The sequence below is a fragment of the Acidovorax sp. HMWF029 genome (assembly GCF_003060895.1).
In the GTDB taxonomy this organism is placed as follows: domain Bacteria; phylum Pseudomonadota; class Gammaproteobacteria; order Burkholderiales; family Burkholderiaceae_C; genus Acidovorax.
Map to the genome: position 1 here is coordinate 1 of NZ_QAIH01000142.1, position 16,547 is coordinate 16,547.

Consider the following 16,547-nt stretch of genomic DNA (forward strand, 5'->3'; position numbering starts at 1 on the left):
GGGCCGCGGTTTACTCCAACGAGGTTTATCTGACGATATGAATGCCGGTGTGCTTTGCTTGCAGCTTGTCTCGCGTCAGATAAACGCTAATCGTTAGGCCGCACAAGTCACACTTATGTTCCTCGACGCATGGCTTGCTCTGTATTTGGGAGGCATAGGCGCGCTTGTCTTGTTGCTGCTTCTTGTGTTCATGGGGGGCTGCGGCCTTGTTCTTGGCTACCGGCTCAGGCGACTCGGGAGGCGCTCTGCAGCGTCGATTGCAACCCTGCTATCGATGAGCCTGCTAGTAGCCACCACTGCTTTCGTGGGCGCGGCACTTATCGACTCACGTGTCGAAAAGCACCTTGTTTTAGACCTTCGCAGGACTTCAAGCCTACTGCTAGCCGACCTGATTACGAACTGCGCCAAGAACCGTGACGACGAGAACTGCGACTCCAATCGATTCACATTCAATGTGACCGTTGTGTTTGCCACCGGAGAGCAGGTCTCAATCGCACCGACCAGCATATACTGGTCTCGCACTTCGGCGACCACAGTCGGTTACATCAAACTCATGACATCCGATTCCATGACGCCGTCTCAAGGCCGTGAGGCCCTGCTCGACCATGCTGCTCTTCTGGCTCATCAGGCAAACGATGCAGTACAGGTCAAGATTGATCACGCCGAAAAATGGCTAGGTCAGCGCAACAACCACGTAGCGTATAGCGAAACCTTAGAAGTCCCCTTGCGGCCGGAGCTCAGGCTGGTGTTCCGAAAGAATTTTGATCGGATCTACATGGACTATGCCCTCACCCCTGGAACCTAGCACTCAAAGGGAGTGCAGCACGGTGCGGCCTAACCCCTCGCTCAAGCTGACCCGCTACGGCAGGCACTGTAAGCCCGGCCTGAGCCACTCGCACTATCGTCTCAGTCCGGGCTTACAGTACCTACCTACGCGGGCAGCTTAGCTCGAACGTTGAGCGTCCGCTTGCATTCGCTTCCACAGGCTGCCCATGGCCGAAATCAGTCCCAGGCCGCAACTAGACGCTCGAGCATTGGCTCCACGAGGTGCTTGCCATGCAACTGCTCGCGCCATCGCAGCGGAATTGCTTGCTCGCCATAGATCAGCCCAGCCCAACCGCCCGCAACACAAGCCGTGGTGTCAGTGTCATTGCCGAAGCTGATCGCGCACCGGACGCAGTCCTCAAAGTTGCGAGTGCGCAGAACCGCTGCTACTGACGACCACAGGCAGTCCACTACGTACCCGCTCCCATTTGGCGCGTCTAGCCGACCATCCAATACGATCCGAAGCTCGTTTCGTTCCGCGTCTACCGTCGTTGTTTCAAGATACTCCTGAGCTTGGTCAAGCGCTTCCACGAACGGCAGACCTGCGAGTAACCGCGCAGATGTGATCGTTGCTAGGGAGCAGGCGAGCAGAGATCTTGTGTGCCCATGAGTGGGAAGACTTTGGCGTCGCGCGCGATCCACGAGAATACGGTCGTCCGCCGCGGGGACCAGGGCCGCGGGATGCACCCTCATGAGCGACCCGTTTCCGTTGTTACGCTCTTCATAGGGGCCGCTATGGCTTGGAGGAACGCCTCGCGCGAGCCGGGCCAAAGCCTCCTGAGTCTGGATGCCAATATCGAACACCTGACCATCGGGAGTCAGTTCACCTGCCGAATACCAAGCCTGCAGCCCAGCAGCAAATCGTTCTTCAAGGCCAGTCTCCCCATCGAGAAGAACCTTCAGGAGATGAAGAGCTTGCGCCCCATCATCGCTCCACGTTCCTGCTGGTACGCCAGCATGAGCACGGTGAAACCAGGGTGGCGGTGCCATTTCGATCAAACAGGTCTCAGGCAAATCAATCGCAGCGGAGAATTCGTAAGGCACTCCCAACGCGTCGCCGATGAGCAGACCATACATAGCCCCGCGAAGACGCGATTTCTTTGAGACGGATGCCGTGCTGATCACTTTGGATTTCTGAGAGTGGGTCGTTGACGCGGGTATTTTGCCCAAGTACGCCCACCCACACTCCAAAGCTCGGGGCGGCGCTCCCTCCCGCAATTTCCGACTTAAGTGATCCCCGATGCCTCATATCTCTGTCTGCTCGGACAGCTCCAGAGCGTCATCCACTTCAATTCCTAGATAGCGGACAGTCGACTCGAGTTTTGAGTGCCCGAGCAATAGCTGCACCGCCCGAAGGTTCTTTGTTCGTCGGTAGATCAGTGTCGCTTTCGTGCGCCGTATTGAGTGCGTTCCATACTCGCCGGGATCGAGGCCAAGCTGTTCCACCCAGTGCTCAAGAATTCGTGCGTACTGGCGAGTTCCCAGATGAGGAGACTTGTGGAGTCGGCTGGGGAACAGAAAGTCCTCCGACTTCAGTCCAGCGATCTCAATCCACTTTTGAAGCGCTTCACGGGTGACTGCTGTGATTTCGAACTGGACTGGTCGCTGGGTCTTTAGTTGCATGACCAATGCTCGCGAAGCGACCTTATCGCCATGACAGACATCGCGGACCCTAAGGGCCACCAAGTCACATCCCCGCAGCTTGCTGTCGATGCCGAGATTGAACAGCGCCAGTTCCCGCACGCGATTCTCCATCTGCAGCCTCACTCGTAGTGCCCAGATATCTTTGGGCTTAAACGGAGCTTTCTGGCCAACGATCTTGCCCTTATTCCAGGGCTCACGGCGTACAGCGTCAGTACCGGATTCCATGATGGTCTCCCACTGAGTTGAGGGGTCAAGGACGATGCGCCTTTCGAGCGACGTTGTCCATGGTTAACCCGCGCCGACGGTGTCAGATCATCATCTAGAAGAGCAGTGCTGGCTTGACGATGAATGTCGGCTCTCGCTCCGAGCGGACAGTTGCCAACGGTGGGACGAGCGGCTGCTCTCAGCCTGAAGCAGTCCATCCAACTCCCCCATAACTTTGTGATCTGACAATAAAAAACGCGCCTCAATTGAGGCGCGTTTGCATTTCTTAACGTGAAATTTTTCCGGCGAACTTTGTTTGTGCCCGACTGACTTTATTTGTTGGAGTCACGCTGCGAGCCGTACTTGGGGGGTTACTGCAGCCCACCAAGGGGAGTTTACGACTTTAGATTGACGTACAGTTTGCAGAGCAGTGCGCTGAGCCGCGTGGATGCTGGGCAGTGGTTTACGACTTTAATTCGCCAGAATAGTTGGCCATTGTTTGCCCACGGCGCTGACCACTGCCAGCTTGGCTGGCACGAAGGCGATGAGCCTGGCCCACACAGGGACCCGTTTCCAAGGGAGGGAGATAGAGTGGCCTCCGGGGCCTCCGGGGCCCCTGGGGTGGCGTTTCTTCCCGTTCTGTGGCGGTGGTGGATGGCGCTTTGGCTCCCCCTGCCGTGGTGCCTTAGCTGGCAGCCATCCAGAGCACCAGGATGCCCGCTCCCACCCCTGCGGGTATGCCAAAGCGCTCCAGCTTCGATGCGGGTTCAGCGGCTATCACTTCCACCGGCACGGTGGTGCGTTCGATCACCTGGTTGGTGACGGAATGCTCCACCAGGCGCACCAGCGAGCTCTTGCGCGCGGTGCTCATCAGGATGCAGTCGCACTCCTGTCGGCGCGCCACGGTCACGATGCGGTCGGCCTTGTCGCCAACCTCGTAGTGGACGGTGTAGGGAACACCGGCCACATCCAGCGCCTGCCGCACGGGCGCAAGCGCCAGATCGGCCTGCTCCCGATGGAAATCCACCCTGTCGCTTTTGCTGGTGAAGTCGCTCACGTGCTTGGAGAACGGCGGCTGGACGTTGAGGACGTGGACCTCAAGGCGTGGGTTCTTCTGGAACTCGCTGATCACGTGCCGTATGCCGTGCAGCGATCTGGGTGAGCCATCGGTGGGAACAAGAACTCTCAACATGGTGGTCTCCTTCGCATTCAGCGCTGTGGTGGTGCCATACGGCTCGCGCCGGGCGCCTCATCGAAGTCCCACGATAGTCGCGCAGCCGGTTTGTAAAAGCAGATAATTGAGAAGCAACAGTTCTGAAAAACCGGAGAGACACCGGAGAGCACCGAACCATGGGTCCCGACTTCAGCTATCGGCATCTCTACTACTTCTGGGTGGTTGCCAAGGAAGGAGGGATTGCGCGCGCTGCAGAGCGCCTGGGCATGGCTGTGCAAACCGTGAGCACGCAGGTGCGCGAACTGGAGCGTTCTCTGGGCTACGCGTTGCTCAAGCCCGCAGGGCGCGGGGTGGCGCTTACGGATGCGGGGTTTGCCGCAATGCGGCAGGCCGAGCAAATCTTTCAACTGGGGGAACAACTGCCGGCCGCCGTGCGGGATGCCGTGGGCTCCCCCGTGGTGCGCTTGGTGGTGGGGATCTCTGACGATCTGCCCAAGCTTGCCGTTCGCCGCCTGATGGAGCCCGTGATGCAGGAGCCGAACCTGCGGCTGCAGTGCCTGGTGGACGAGTTCGAGGATCTGCTGGGAGACCTGGCGCTGCATCGGCTCGACGTGGTGCTGGCCGACCGCGCCGCGCCGCCCAACCCCAACCTGAAGGTCTATAGCCAGCTGTTGGACACATCGCCCTTGGCCTGGTATGCACCGGCGTCCTTGCACGCGGTTGCACGGCGGGGGTTTCCGCAGTCCCTGTCCCGGGTGCCCGTGTTGTTGCCCACCCACCACGCCGAAGTGCGCGCCCGAATCGACCAGTGGTTCGAGCGCATGGCCATCAGGCCGCAGGTGGTCGGTGAGTTTGAGGACAGCGCACTGCTCAAGATCTTTGGCGCTGCGGGCATGGGGGTGTTTCCGATGGCGGACCTGGTGCACGATGATTTGACGGCCCGGTATGGCGTGAAGCGGGTGGGCGCCTGCGAAGGTGTGGCGGAACACTTCTTTGCGATAGGAGCGCGCAAAAAGGTCCTGCACCCGCTGGTGGAGCGGTGGCTGTCAGCCGGGCGCTAGGGATGTCCTGCATAACTCCCTGCGGTCTGTGATAGCGCGGCCTCGGGCAGTCCGCTGCGTTGCTTTTCTTGCCAATAGCCGGGCTGTTGGCTGAAAAAAGACGCCTTGTGGCCTGTCCCGATCCGCACTACCACCGACTCCCGAGGGTTATGCAGGACATCCCTAGGAGTCTGCGCGGCAGAAGGCATCGAAGCGAAACGCGCGAAAACCGAGGATCGCGGGGTGCTACCGACAAGCCCAGGGTGGCCCCCTGGGCGCAGGAGGTAGTACCGCGCGAGACCGGTTTATCGCACGTTGCAGCCGATGCTCCTTCTGCCGCGCAGGCTCCTAGGAGCCTGTCGGACTTGGAGCGTCAAAAGCGAAAACCGTAGATTTCATCAAAATGGGCCCCAGCGAGGACAGTTTTTTTTGCCGGATTTGCAGCCCCATAGTCCGGCGATGGGGCAAAAAGACGGTGAGAAATGGACGGCTGCGGTCCATTTGCGGCCGACGATTTCCAAGTCCGACAAGCTCCTGGTCCATCACACGTGCGCGGCGCAGGGTTTGCGGGGCTCTGGATTGTTTTTGCTATTAAATATGTAGCTTTAAATATATATGGGTCGAGCGCAGAGGCTGTTTTTTGTCTGAATTTCCAGCGCTGTAGGCAGCGCGGGTGCTGCCCATGCAGGCAACGGCGCCGCTGGCCACGGCGGTGACAATAGCGCCCCGTCTGCGACATGGCCCCCAAGAAATGACACATCCCCCCGCCAGGAGCTGGAACAGCCAGTGGTTCGTGCCCACCGGCGAACAACAGCAGGTGCTGCAATCGAGCGCACCGGCCATCATCATCAGTGCGCTGGCCGGCACGGGTAAAACCACCACGCTGTGCATGAAGGCCTGCCAGTTGCTGGCGGGCCTGGGGCCACAGGGGCGCATCTTGGTGCTGGCCTATTCCCGCGCCGGGGTGACGGCGCTGCGTGACCGGTTTCTCAAGCTCCATGGCGCCGTGCCCGCCAGCCTGGAGATCCTCACGATCGAGCAGCTCAGTGAACAGGTGCTCAAGGCCCAGGGCGATCCGGTGGTCAAACAGGGTGATCCGGTGCAGCGGCGTTATCTGATCCTGCAGGCCCAGCAGGCGCTGCGCCAGGAGCTGGCCCGCAGCGCGGACCCCGACGCCGCCGACGTGCTGGCGAACGATGTGGATATCGACGCGTTTCTGGCCTTCGAGGCCCTGGCCAAGAAGCGGCAGCTGGACAAGCAGTGTGAGAGCGTGGGCGGCAACCTGCGGGATTTTTGCGAGGCGCAGGATTTGGACTACGGCCTGTACCGCCTGCTCAGGCACTACGAGCGCATGCGCGTGGGCATGAACCATGAACCCCGCTTCTATGCCGAGGGCGACTGCAGCTTCGAGCTGTGCCGTCAGCTTGACCTGTTGGACTGGGACCAGCCGTGCGAGCCGCTGCTGGGGCGCTATGGCGCGGTGCTGTTTGATGAACTGCACGACCTGGACGAAGGCGCGCTGACGATTTTGCGCAAGCTGGTGCAAAGCGACAACGGCGTGTTTGTGGGGGCGGGGGACTTCAATCAGCACATTCATGAGGGCGCGTTCTCGGTGTTTGGTGAGGCGCTGCAGCACATGCGGGACAGCTTGCCTGCGGGCACGGAAGTCCTGCACATCAACACCACACGCCGCTTTGGTGCGGAGATTTGTGCTGCTCTCAATCCCTTGTTTGGGGTGGAGTTTGCGTGTGCCCCGCAGAGCTCGGACTCTTTTGTGCATCTGCGTTACGACACGGACGCGCACTGCGCGCAGCAACTGGTGGAGCTGCACGCTCAGGTCGTCCAGGGCTGGGGTGGCCTTCGGGCTGAAAAATCCGACAAGGGTGCACACAGCGCGCTGAACGTGGTGCTGCGGAACCCGCAGGACAGCATCCTGCTGGAGTGGGTGTTTGGGCACGAAGGCGTGCACTACGGCTGCCAGGGGTTGGGCGCCTTCTACCTGCGCCGTGAAGTGGCCCTGGTGCTGTGCCTGATGTGGGCGCTGGACGGCGACAGCGCCGCAGAGCGGCCCCTGACCCCCGGGATCGTGGCTGCAGCCGTTCAGGGGTTGCTGCATTACGGTCGCCGCAACGCCCGGCCCGATGCCGTGGACCCCGATGTGCTGGCCCAGGGACAGTTTGACGACGCGGGCTGGAAGGTGGGGCCGGGAACCACCGAGAGCCAGCAGCTGGCCGCGACCCTGCATGGCAATGCACCACTGATGCAGCGCTACATTGCGCACGGCACCCTGGAGCGCAACGCGCCGCTGCTGACGGACGCCTGTGCGAAGGCCATGGCGCTGGCGCCAGATGTGCTGGCCGATGCGGGGGCGTTTTTCAGCCATGCCTTGGTGCGCCGCATCTTTGAAGATGCCGCCATTCCCGACGTGGAGCGGCAAGCCTGCCTGGCCACTCTGGTGCAGCTGTCGCGGTTGGCGCAAGGCATGCCTGCGAGCGAGTTCCTGGGCCGTCTCACGCTCATGGCCAACACCAGCATCACCATGTACCAAGCCAAGGAGCCCGTCACCCTGCGCCTGCTGAGCGTCGAGGCGTGCAAGGGGCGCGAGTTCATGTTTGTGGCCGTGCCGTTTGTGGAGCGCGGGCGGTTTCCCGGCCCGGCCTCGCATGCGGAGGCTTATCGGGAGCGCAACATGCTGTACGTGGCCATGACCCGCGCGCGCACTGCTCTATGGCTGCTGGAGAGCGCCGCGCGGCCAGTGAGCCCGGGGCCGGTGTAGCCAGGCCGGGGCTGCCAGGGGGCTCAGCCCTTGCCGCGCCCCTTGCGCGGGGTGCGCGCGGCCTGCGCGGGCGCCCGGGTGCCTGCCTGGTCGAGCCACAGCAGGGCTTCCATCTGGGACATGAAGCGCCGCAGGTAGTCGGGCGACAGCGAGCGCATCAGGCTCAGCGTGCGCAGCACGAGCTTGTGCGAGTTCAGCGGGCCCGCATTTTCGGGCCCCCGGTGCAGGGCCTGCACCACCTGCTGCTCGGCCGAGATCTTGGACCAGACCTCGCTGAACTGGCGCACGCTTTTCATGTCGGGCAGGTGCGCCCCCGCGCTGGCGTGCAAGGGGTCGGTGGCGGCGGCATGGGGCTCGGCCGATGCGCGGGCCATCAGCTCGCGGTTGAGCCGGGCCAGGGGGGATGGCGCAGCAGTTGCCGGGGTCGCGCCCGTGCCGGGTGCCGCCGCTGCGGTTGCGGCAGACCGGGCCTCGCAGGCATAGGTGGCCACGGCCTGCTCCAGCCGTTGCGCCAGCACCTGCTGCACGGCTGCGGGCTGGCCCGGCAGGCGCTGTGCCAACACCTCCAGGTAGTGGAAGCGGGCCGGGTTGTGGCGCTGTAAGCCTTCGGCACGCAGCGTCTCTAGCATGGCCTCGCCGGGCTGTTCATTCATGGCGCGGGGCTGGTGTGTTCGAGGCCTTGGGCACCGGGGCCATTTCCACGCGCCGGTTCTGTGCGCGGCCTTTTTCATCGGCGTTGTCGGCCACGGGCTGCTCGGCGCCAAAAGCGGCAGCAAACACCTGGGACGACGGCATGCCTTCGTCGATGAGCGCACGGGCCACCGTGAGGGCCCGCTGGGCCGACAGCTCCAGGTTGTCGGCAAAACGCTGGTTGGGGCCGCGCAGCAGCGTGGTGTTGTCGGTGAAGCCGCTCACCATCAGCATTTCATCGCGCTCACGCAGGTACACCTGCAGGGGCTGCACCAGGCTCTTGAGCAACTGGCGGCCCTCGGGGCGCAGTTCGTCGGAGCCTGTGGCAAACAGCACGCTGCCACTGATGCCGATGCGGCCGTTGTTGACTGTGACCCGGCCACTGGCCAGCGGAATGGCCAGTGCTTTCTCCAGCGCCATGCGGCGCTGTTCCTCCTGCTGGCGCTTTTCCACCTCTTGCTTGAGGCTGGCCACCAGGTCGATCTGCACCACCAGCACGCCGGCCAGGATCAGCACGAATGCGCCCAGCAAACCGGCCATGAGGTCGCCGAACACGGCCCACACGGGGGCCGTTTGCTCGGCGCTGTCATCCAGGGTGTCGTCCAGGCCGGTCACGCGGCGGCTCCCTCGACAGCGGCTGCGGCCACACTGGCAGATCGGCCCGCGTTGCCATGCAGCCTGCGCAGGTCTTCCACAATGCCCTGCTGCGCGCTGATGCTCAGGTCAATCACTTCGCGGGCCTGGGCCACGTAGTAGGCCAGTTGCTCGTCGCTGCGGTTCATCGACTGGCTGATCGCGCCCTCGATGCTCTGCAGGCCTTCCACCAGCTTCTCGTTGCTGGCGCTGAACAGGCCCACGCCATGGCCAAAGGCCTCTCCCAGGCTGGACAGCTCCACCGCGCTGGCGGCTACATGGGCGGCCACTTCGTCCACCTTGCCAGCCTGTGCGCCCAGCGCCTGGGCAAATTGGTCGCCCGCCTGTTCCAGCACCTGGGCGGCAGAGCCGACCAAAGCGTCGATGGCCGCGCGCTGCTGCACGGCGGCATCGTTCACCGCGTGCAGCAGGGTGCCCAGCTGCTCCACCATGGCGGTGCGCTCGGCCAGCGCGGTGTTGTCGCGCTCGCTCAGGCGCGTCATCTCCTGGCGCAACTGGGTAATGACCTCGGCCGCAGCCTGCGGCACGTCGGACGCGGTTTGCAGCAGGCGCGTGAGCGGTGCCTCCAGCGCCGACCCGAGCGTGGCCAGATGCTGGGCCACGGCTGCCTGCAGCGTGTCGAGCCGCTCCACGGCGGCTTGGCCGCGCTGGGCCTCGGCATCGCGCAGGGCCTGCAGCTCGGCGCGCCACACGCCGGTGAGTTCGTCCATGCGCTGGCCCTGGGCCTGCACCCACTGGGCCTCGGTAGCAAGGCGCGTGCGCAGCAGGGTGTCCGACTGCTCCATCAGCGCCGCCGTGCTGCCCAGGGTGCGCGCCACCTGCTCGGTCATGCGCTCGGTGACCTGGGTGGAGGTGGCCTCCAGCGCCTGGCACACGCCCTGCTGCTGGGCCACGGCCAGCTCGCCCACACGCTGCCACTCGGCCGTCAGGGCGCCGGCCATGCCGTCCATGGAGCGGCTCCATGCCTCCAGCCGCTGCTGGTCGGCGGCTAGCTGGGTGGTGTGCGATTGGGCCACGGTGTTGTTCAGGGCCTCCAGCCATGCGCTGGAGCGTTGGTCCAGCGCATGGCTGGCGGTTTGCAAGGTGTGGCCGATCTGGGTGGCCGTGCCTTCGAGTGCCTGGCAGGCTGCCTGCTGTTGCGCCACGGTGTGCGCGCCCACCTGCTGCCATTCGGCACTGAGGGTGCTGGCCAGGTCTTCCATGGTGCGGCTCCAGCCCTGCGCGCGCTGCTGGTCGGCGGCCAGCTGGGCCGCGTGCGATTGGGCCACGGTGTCCTGCAAGGCGGCGAGCAGAGCGTCCGCGCGCTGGTCGAACGCCTGGGTGGCGCTTTGCAGGGTGCGGTCGATCTGCGCGGCTGCGCCCTCTAGCGCCTGGCCCACGCTCTGCTGCTGCGCCACCGTCTGGGCGCTGGCCTGCTGCCATTCGGCGGCGAGCGTGGTGGCCACGCTGTTCAATGAGCCGCGCCAGCCTTCCAGGCGCTGCGCGTCGGCGGCGGTCTGGGCGGCTTGTAACTGGGCGGCTGATGCGTGCAGCGATGCCAGCAGGGCGCTGGAGCGCTGGTCAAACGCCTGGGTCACGGTTTGCAGGGCCTGCTCCAGCTGAGCCACCAGCGTGGACTGCGTCTGGGCATGGCTTTGCAAGGCGGTGGTCCAGGTGTCTGCCACCTGGCGGGCCGTGCCTTCCCACTGGCCCGACAGCACTTGCATCTGCGCATCGGTGGTGGCGCGCAGGCGGTCGTGCGAGCGCTGGGCCTCCTGGGCCAGGGTGGCCATGGCTTGCTCCACCACGGGTCGGATGGTCTCCCCAGCCTGGCGTGCGCTGGCGCCCAGGCTGTCCTGCAGCGAGGTGCCCACCGTGCTGGCCAGTTGGGTGTAGGCGGCAGCCGCTTCGCGGTGAAATTCTTGCTGCTGTGTGGTCAGCTGGGTGCCCAACTGTTCGTTGCGCCGCTCCAGCCCTTCCACCAGGCCCTGCAGGCGCTCGGCAATCAGGGGCAGGGCCTGGGCCTGTGTCTGCAGGGCTTGCAGCATTTCGTCACGTCGGTGGGCGGGCGAGAAGGGGCGGAACAGGGTGGGGATGTGCGTGTCCAGCAGGCGCACGGTCGCTATCCGCTCGCGGCGGCTTAGCGCCGACAACAGGCCCAGCATGGCCGAGGCGGCCACGCCGGCTACCGAGGTGCCGAACGACAAACCCAGGCCTTTGATGGGCGCCGACAGCGCAGCGCGGATCGACTCCAGGCTGGACGAGGTCTCCAGCGCAGACATGGTGCCACCGAAGGTGATCACCATGCCGATAAAGGTGCCCAGCATGCCCAGCATGACCAGCAGGCCCACCAGGTAGGGCGTAAGGGCTGGCCCCGGCAGTGCCACGCGTTCGCCTTCTATGCGCTGGCGTACCGGGTTGCGCAGTGCGGGCGCAAGGCGACTGAGCCAGTCATTCAGGTCTGCCAGCGGCTCCGGCCCTGCGGTGCCGTCGGCCAGCGCGCGGCCCAGGGACTGGGTGGCGGCGCGGAATTGCCACAGCTCGTAGGCGCCCAGCACATAGACCAGGCCAATCACCGCCGTCATGGCCAGCGCCAGGGGGCTGGTTCCTACAAAGCCCCAGCCCACCCAGCCAATGGCCGCCAGACCCACGGCGAAGACGGCGGGCATCACACTCTTGTTCATTCCTGTTGTCCTGTTTTCTCGTTGTGGGCGGCTTCCAGCAGCCCCGTGATGGGTAGCAGGCGCACTTGCATTTCGGCCAGCAGCAGCGCCTGCATGTCTTGTTCAAAAGCCCACAGCCAGCCGCCCGGCTGGCGCCAGCGGTGCGGTTCGTCGGCCAGGCCAGGGGCTTGCAGCGCCAGTTGGTGTGACTGGTAGCGGTAGGCCAGGCGGCGCTCCAGGTGGCTGGGCAGCGATGCCCACAGCCGCTGTTCGCGCGCGCCCAGCATCTGCTCCATGACTGCATCCAGGGCGGCGAGCTGCCGCAGTGCGGGGCGGCCCTTGGCGATGGCATGGCGAACCTGGGCACGCAAAGCCAGTAGCCGCGTGTCCATCTGCCGCTGTAGCTCCAGATAGCGGGGGCCATGGGCGCCAAAGTCTGCATCGGCCTCGGGGTTGGGCAGCGCCACGGGGGTGTTGTCAGCCCGTGCACGCAGGGGTTTGGGTGCTGCGGCTCGGGCCGTGAGCAGCGTGGACAGGTCCGCCTGGGCCTTCTGGACAAAACGGTCCAGTGCGGCCAGATCGATGGCTATGCCAGGCTCTGCCCTCGCGCGTTCTGCCACTGGCAAGGACTCGATGGTATGCAGCGCCCGGCTGAGCTGTACGGCGTCCACTGTGCTCAGCCACTGGCTCAGCGTGAGCGCCACATCGGGCTGCGGCAGCTGCGTTGCCCGCGCGCCATCGTCCCGCGCCCATTGCTGGAGCAGGACAACAAGGCGTGAGCTGTTGAGTCGGTGGTGCAGGTACATCCCGTGGAGGCCATTCACTGTGCTGGCGCCCGCACCGGATCGCTCCGGGCGCGGGGGCATCAGGGAACGGGTCCCCAGTGGGCAAAGCCCGCTATTTTCGCAGGAACGCCGCACCGGCCTGCCCGGGCCGGGAGGGCGTTGCAGGTGTTACATGTCTGGAACCCCTTGGAGAAAGGGGAAAAGCGGCGCAGCGCTGCCGCAGGAGCCCTGAAATGGGAGCGCTAGGACCCAGTCAGGGCTGGGGCTCAGTAGGTTTCCAGGTGCAGGCGGCCCTCGCGCTGCAGGGCCGTGCCCACGGTGTCCCAGTCTAGCCCGGCTTCGTTGGCGATGTCGCGCAGGGTCATCACCACGCCTTCCTCCATGCTTTTCAGGCCACACACATAAAAGTGGCTGCTGCCGTCACGCAGTAGCGCGGCCAGGTCGGCGGCGCGCTCGCGCATCAGGTCTTGCACATAGCGTTTGGGCTGCCCGGCCGTGCGCGAGAACGCCAGGTTGATGTCGATGAAATCCTTGGGCAGGTTTTGCAGCGGGCCAAAGTAGGGCAGCTCCTGCTGTGTGCGGGCTCCAAAGAAAAGCATGAGCTTGCCGCCCTCGAACTTGCCGCTGTTGCGCAGGCGCCGGCGCCATTCGGTCATGGCGCGCATGGGGGCGCTGCCGGTGCCGGTGCAGATCATCACGATGTGCGAGCGCGGGTGGTTGGGCATCAGGAAGGAGCTCCCAAACGGCCCCACCACCTGGACCTTGTCGCCCACTTTCAGGTCGCACACGAAGTTGGAAGCGATGCCGCGCACGGCGTTGCCGTCGTGGTCGGTGGTCACGCGCTTGACCGTGAGCGCGAGGTTGTTGTAACCGGGCCGCTCGCCATTGCGCGGGCTGGCGATGGAGTACTGGCGTGCATGGTGCGCCTTGCCCAGCGCATCGGTTCCTGGCGGGATGATGCCGATGGACTGCCCCTCCAGCACCGGGAACGGCATGCTGCCGAAGTCGAGCACCACGTGGTGCGTCTCGCTTTCGAAGCCCGCCTCGGTGCAGTTGAAGTTGCCGACCACGGTGGCGGTGGTGGGTTTCCTCGGGGGAAACAGGTTGGTGTAGGGGTGTGCGGCCGACCAGGGCGGCACCGTGGCGCCGTACTGGGCCGAGCGGAACGCCTGCACGCCCGGCTCCATGGGCGCGGTCGGTGCGGCCACTGCGGACGGCTGCGTTGTATCCCCGGCTGAAGTCGCCACGCCCTCTGCGGCCAGTTCATCGGGCGTGAGTTCGGGCGGCAGTTCTTCCCAGGTGAGCTGTTCTTCGATGGTGTAGGCGCGCGCCAGCGGCATGGAGCGCCAGTTGTCGATGGAGCCGGTGGGGCAGGGCGAGATGCAGGCCATGCAGCCGTTGCACACATCGGCGCGCACCACGTAGTTGTTGTCGTCGTGTGTGATGGCACCCACCGGGCAGGTGGCCTCGCAGGTGTTGCAGCGGATGCAGATCTCAGGGTCGATCAGATGCTGCTTCAGGATGCCGTTGTCGATCAGCGTGGTGGTGGTGGTCATGCCCATATTCTTCTTCCAACAGTTGTTCCGGTGCCATGTCCCTGCGCCATTGCGCGCAGCGCTAGGCAGTGGCCCGAGCTGATGCCAGTGCCACCGCGGAACCGGCTTTGCCGGGCCGCTGGAGGCGCCCCCCTCAGGGGGAAGCCGCGCAGCGGCTCCGAGGGATCAACCAAACCGCACGTATTCGAAGTCGACGGGCTGGCGGTTGATGCCCATGACTGGCGGCGCGATCCAGCCCGCAAACTTGCCGGGCTCCACCACGCGCCCCATGAGCGAGGCGACAAAAGCAAAGTCCTCGGGGGTAGGCAACCACTCAGCCTTGCGGGCTGTCCATTCGGCTTCGCTCACCACGCGGCCTTCGGGCGACATCTTGATGCCCGCCAGCGCGCCGATCTGGCGGTTGAAGGCCTTGTGGGGCACCGACAGGCGCGTGGGGATGCCGGCCTTTTCCAGCACCTTGTTCCAGCGGCTTACGCCGGCCATCGAGTCTTTGATGAAGTCGTCGCGCAGCACCTCGTTCAAGGCGTTGAGCATGGGCACATCCTTTTCCAGCAACTGCCCGTCCTTGACCTCCAGCACCTTGTAGGTCTGGCCCTTGAGGATGTGGTCATCGGTGCGCTTGCCTTCTTCGTAGCGGCCCTTCAGGCCCGAGCTGTAGAAGGTGGCTGCGTTGCTCGACTGGTCGGCGCCGAACAGGTCGATGGTGACGCTGTAGTGGAAGTTGAGGTAGCGCTGGATGGTGGGCAGATCAATGGCGCCAGCCGCGCGCACCTTGGCCGGGTCGTCGGTCTTGAGCTCGTTCATCACCTGCGCGGTGCGCGAGAGCACACGCGAGACGCCGCTTTCGCCCACGAACATGTGGTGGGCTTCCTCGGTCAGCATGAACTTGGTGGTGCGTGCCAATGGGTCGAACGCGCTTTCGGCCAGCGCCGAGAGCTGGAACTTCCCATCGCGGTCGGTGAAGTAGGTGAACATGAAGAACGCCAGCCAGTCCGGCGTCTTTTCGTTGAAGGCGCCCAGGATGCGGGGGTTGTTCTCGTCGCCCGAGGTGCGCTGCAGCAGTGCCTCCGCCTCTTCGCGGCCATCGCGGCCAAAGTGCTTGTGCAGCAGGTAGACCATGGCCCACAGGTGGCGGCCTTCTTCCACATTGATCTGGAACAGGTTGCGCAGGTCGTACATGCTGGGCGCTGTGAGGCCCAGGTGGCGCTGCTGCTCCACCGAGGCGGGCTCGGTGTCACCCTGCGTCACGATGATGCGGCGCAGGTTGGCGCGGTGCTCTCCGGGCACGTCCTGCCAGGCTTTCTCGCCCTTGTGGTCGCCAAAGTGGATTTCGCGATTGGCATCGCCTGGGTTCAGAAAGATGCCCCAGCGGTAGTCGCGCATCTTCACGTGGCCGAACTGCGCCCAGCCGTTGGGGTCCACGCTGACGGCGGTGCGCAGATAGACCTCGTGGTTGGTGGAGCCCTCGGGGCCCACGTCATCCCACCAGTTGATGAAGTTGGGCTGCCAGCCTTCGAGCGCGCGCTGCAGGGTGCGGTCCTCGCTCAGGTTGACGTTGTTGGGGATCTTCTCGCTGTAGTTGATGCTGCTCATGGATGTCTCCTCGTTGGATGGAAAACCAAACGGTCGGGGGTGGGGCTAGACGCGGTTCAGATCAAAGCCAGCTTTCTGGCCCGTGCCGTAGACCTTGAGCGCGCCCTTGTCGCCCACGGCGTTCGGCCGGTTGAAGATCCAGTTCTGCCAGGCGGTCAGGCGGCCAAAGATGCGGGTGTTCATGGTCTCTTTGCTCGCAAAGCGCAGATTGGCTTCCAGCCCGGTGAGTGAGTCGGGCGACATGGCTGCGCGCTCTTCGATGGCGATACGGATCTCGTCGTCCCAATCGATGTCATCCGGGGCGGCGGTAACCAAGCCCAGGGACAGTGCGGCATCGGCATCCAGCAGCTTGCCAGCCGCGGTGCGTGCGGCCTCCAGGGGGGCGGCCTCTTCGTAAAAGCGGCGCTGCAGGCGGCTCTGGTCGTTGACCATCGGCAGCAGGCCGAAGTTGAACTCGTTGAGCGTGATCTTGGGGGCGCGTTCAGAGTCGTCCGGCAGGGCCAGCATGTAGGTGCGGTCGGCCGCAAACGCCAGTTCTGCCAACGAGCCCGCGAAAGCCGAGCCGGGTTCCACCAGCGCGAAAAGGCTGCGCGACGACACGTCGAGCCGTGCGAAGGTGCGGCGCAGTGCGCCGATGGTCTCGCGCACCAGCCAGTGGCGTTGGTGCGCGATCAGCATGGCATCGCTGGCCAGCACGGCCTGGGCATCACCTTCGGTCTTGAGCAGCCAGGTGCCGATGTCGAGTTCGTTGGTGCGCAGGTTCAGGATGGCGTCATCCAGCTGGCGCGCCAGGGCCAGCGGCCACCAGGCAGCGCCTGCAGCCTCAATCCCGGCGATGTCCGTGGGCTGCGGGTCAGTGGGTGCCTTGAGCGTCAGCGTGGCCGTGCGGCGGGTGCGGTCAATGTCCACGCTGACATGTGCGTAGCGCAGGCTGTCGGCGCTTTCTTCGCGCTCCACCCGGGTC

Annotated in this window: 12 protein-coding genes and 1 pseudogene; 3 read left to right on the forward strand and 10 right to left on the reverse strand. The window is 64.6% G+C overall.

Annotated elements, in window-relative coordinates; all coding sequences use genetic code 11:
• Window positions 1-115 precede the first annotated feature (115 nt).
• The gene (locus DBR12_RS09735) at window positions 116-805 is read left to right on the forward strand and encodes a hypothetical protein (RefSeq protein ID WP_108617055.1); all 690 of its coding nucleotides are present in this window, start codon (window positions 116-118) and stop codon (window positions 803-805) included.
• Between the two features lie 197 nt (window positions 806-1,002).
• On the opposite strand, the gene DBR12_RS09740 is transcribed toward DBR12_RS09735, so the two are convergent.
• The 3 genes from DBR12_RS09740 to DBR12_RS09750 all read right to left on the reverse strand — a co-directional run bounded on the left by DBR12_RS09740 (window position 1,003) and on the right by DBR12_RS09750 (window position 3,865).
• Window positions 1,003-1,902, reverse strand: coding sequence for an ADP-ribosylglycohydrolase family protein (locus tag DBR12_RS09740; RefSeq protein WP_108617056.1), 900 nt, complete (start codon window positions 1,900-1,902; stop codon window positions 1,003-1,005).
• 168 nt (window positions 1,903-2,070) lie between these two features.
• Window positions 2,071-2,694: a tyrosine-type recombinase/integrase gene (locus tag DBR12_RS09745; protein ID WP_108617057.1), complete on the reverse strand. Its 624-nt coding sequence runs from the start codon at window positions 2,692-2,694 to the stop codon at window positions 2,071-2,073.
• 664 nt (window positions 2,695-3,358) lie between these two features.
• Window positions 3,359-3,865 (reverse strand): universal stress protein, encoded by a 507-nt coding sequence (locus DBR12_RS09750; RefSeq protein WP_108617058.1) that lies wholly within the window; start codon window positions 3,863-3,865, stop codon window positions 3,359-3,361.
• Between the two features lie 158 nt (window positions 3,866-4,023).
• Between DBR12_RS09750 and DBR12_RS09755 the strand changes: the two genes are divergently transcribed.
• Window positions 4,024-4,908, forward strand: a complete 885-nt coding sequence (locus tag DBR12_RS09755; RefSeq protein ID WP_108617059.1) for a LysR family transcriptional regulator — start codon at window positions 4,024-4,026, stop codon at window positions 4,906-4,908.
• A gap of 730 nt (window positions 4,909-5,638) precedes the next feature.
• Window positions 5,639-7,663, forward strand: a complete 2,025-nt coding sequence (locus tag DBR12_RS09760) for a UvrD-helicase domain-containing protein (RefSeq protein ID WP_108617072.1) — start codon at window positions 5,639-5,641, stop codon at window positions 7,661-7,663.
• A gap of 23 nt (window positions 7,664-7,686) precedes the next feature.
• Here DBR12_RS09760 and DBR12_RS09765 read toward each other — a convergent pair whose 3' ends face one another.
• From DBR12_RS09765 to DBR12_RS22700, 7 genes and pseudogenes are all read right to left on the reverse strand, one after another.
• A complete protein-coding gene (locus DBR12_RS09765) occupies window positions 7,687-8,316 on the reverse strand; it encodes a DUF2894 domain-containing protein (RefSeq protein WP_108617060.1) in 630 nt (209 codons plus the stop codon).
• The gene (locus tag DBR12_RS09770; RefSeq protein ID WP_108617061.1) at window positions 8,309-8,968 is read right to left on the reverse strand and encodes an OmpA family protein; all 660 of its coding nucleotides are present in this window, start codon (window positions 8,966-8,968) and stop codon (window positions 8,309-8,311) included. Before DBR12_RS09770 ends, DBR12_RS09765 begins: the two co-directional genes overlap by 8 nt.
• Entirely contained in the window at window positions 8,965-11,670 is a 2,706-nt protein-coding gene (locus tag DBR12_RS09775; RefSeq protein WP_108617062.1) for a DUF802 domain-containing protein, read from the reverse strand. The genes DBR12_RS09770 and DBR12_RS09775 overlap by 4 nt, the downstream gene beginning before the upstream one ends.
• Window positions 11,667-12,455 (reverse strand): DUF3348 family protein, encoded by a 789-nt coding sequence (locus DBR12_RS09780; protein WP_108617063.1) that lies wholly within the window; start codon window positions 12,453-12,455, stop codon window positions 11,667-11,669. Before DBR12_RS09780 ends, DBR12_RS09775 begins: the two co-directional genes overlap by 4 nt.
• 245 nt (window positions 12,456-12,700) lie before the next feature.
• Window positions 12,701-13,990, reverse strand: a complete 1,290-nt coding sequence (gene boxA, locus DBR12_RS09785; RefSeq protein WP_108617073.1) for a benzoyl-CoA 2,3-epoxidase subunit BoxA — start codon at window positions 13,988-13,990, stop codon at window positions 12,701-12,703.
• Between the two features lie 165 nt (window positions 13,991-14,155).
• Window positions 14,156-15,583: a benzoyl-CoA 2,3-epoxidase subunit BoxB gene (gene boxB / locus DBR12_RS09790; RefSeq protein ID WP_108617064.1), complete on the reverse strand. Its 1,428-nt coding sequence runs from the start codon at window positions 15,581-15,583 to the stop codon at window positions 14,156-14,158.
• Window positions 15,584-15,628: 45 nt separating this feature from the next.
• Window positions 15,629-16,547, reverse strand: a pseudogene (locus DBR12_RS22700) (benzoyl-CoA-dihydrodiol lyase); the annotation flags it as partial.

Bases quoted from the DNA above. Each gene is read 5' to 3' on its own strand.
- DBR12_RS09735 (WP_108617055.1), top strand. From the start codon at position 116: ATGTTCCTCGACGCATGGCTTGCTCTGTATTTGGGAGGCATAGGCGCG.
- DBR12_RS09740 (WP_108617056.1), bottom strand. From the start codon at position 1,902: ATGTATGGTCTGCTCATCGGCGACGCGTTGGGAGTGCCTTACGAATTC.
- DBR12_RS09745 (WP_108617057.1), bottom strand. From the start codon at position 2,694: ATGGAATCCGGTACTGACGCTGTACGCCGTGAGCCCTGGAATAAGGGC.
- DBR12_RS09750 (WP_108617058.1), bottom strand. From the start codon at position 3,865: ATGTTGAGAGTTCTTGTTCCCACCGATGGCTCACCCAGATCGCTGCAC.
- DBR12_RS09755 (WP_108617059.1), top strand. From the start codon at position 4,024: ATGGGTCCCGACTTCAGCTATCGGCATCTCTACTACTTCTGGGTGGTT.
- DBR12_RS09760 (WP_108617072.1), top strand. From the start codon at position 5,639: ATGACACATCCCCCCGCCAGGAGCTGGAACAGCCAGTGGTTCGTGCCC.
- DBR12_RS09765 (WP_108617060.1), bottom strand. From the start codon at position 8,316: ATGAATGAACAGCCCGGCGAGGCCATGCTAGAGACGCTGCGTGCCGAA.
- DBR12_RS09775 (WP_108617062.1), bottom strand. From the start codon at position 11,670: ATGAACAAGAGTGTGATGCCCGCCGTCTTCGCCGTGGGTCTGGCGGCC.
- DBR12_RS09780 (WP_108617063.1), bottom strand. From the start codon at position 12,455: ATGTACCTGCACCACCGACTCAACAGCTCACGCCTTGTTGTCCTGCTC.
- boxA (WP_108617073.1), bottom strand. From the start codon at position 13,990: ATGACCACCACCACCACGCTGATCGACAACGGCATCCTGAAGCAGCAT.
- boxB (WP_108617064.1), bottom strand. From the start codon at position 15,583: ATGAGCAGCATCAACTACAGCGAGAAGATCCCCAACAACGTCAACCTG.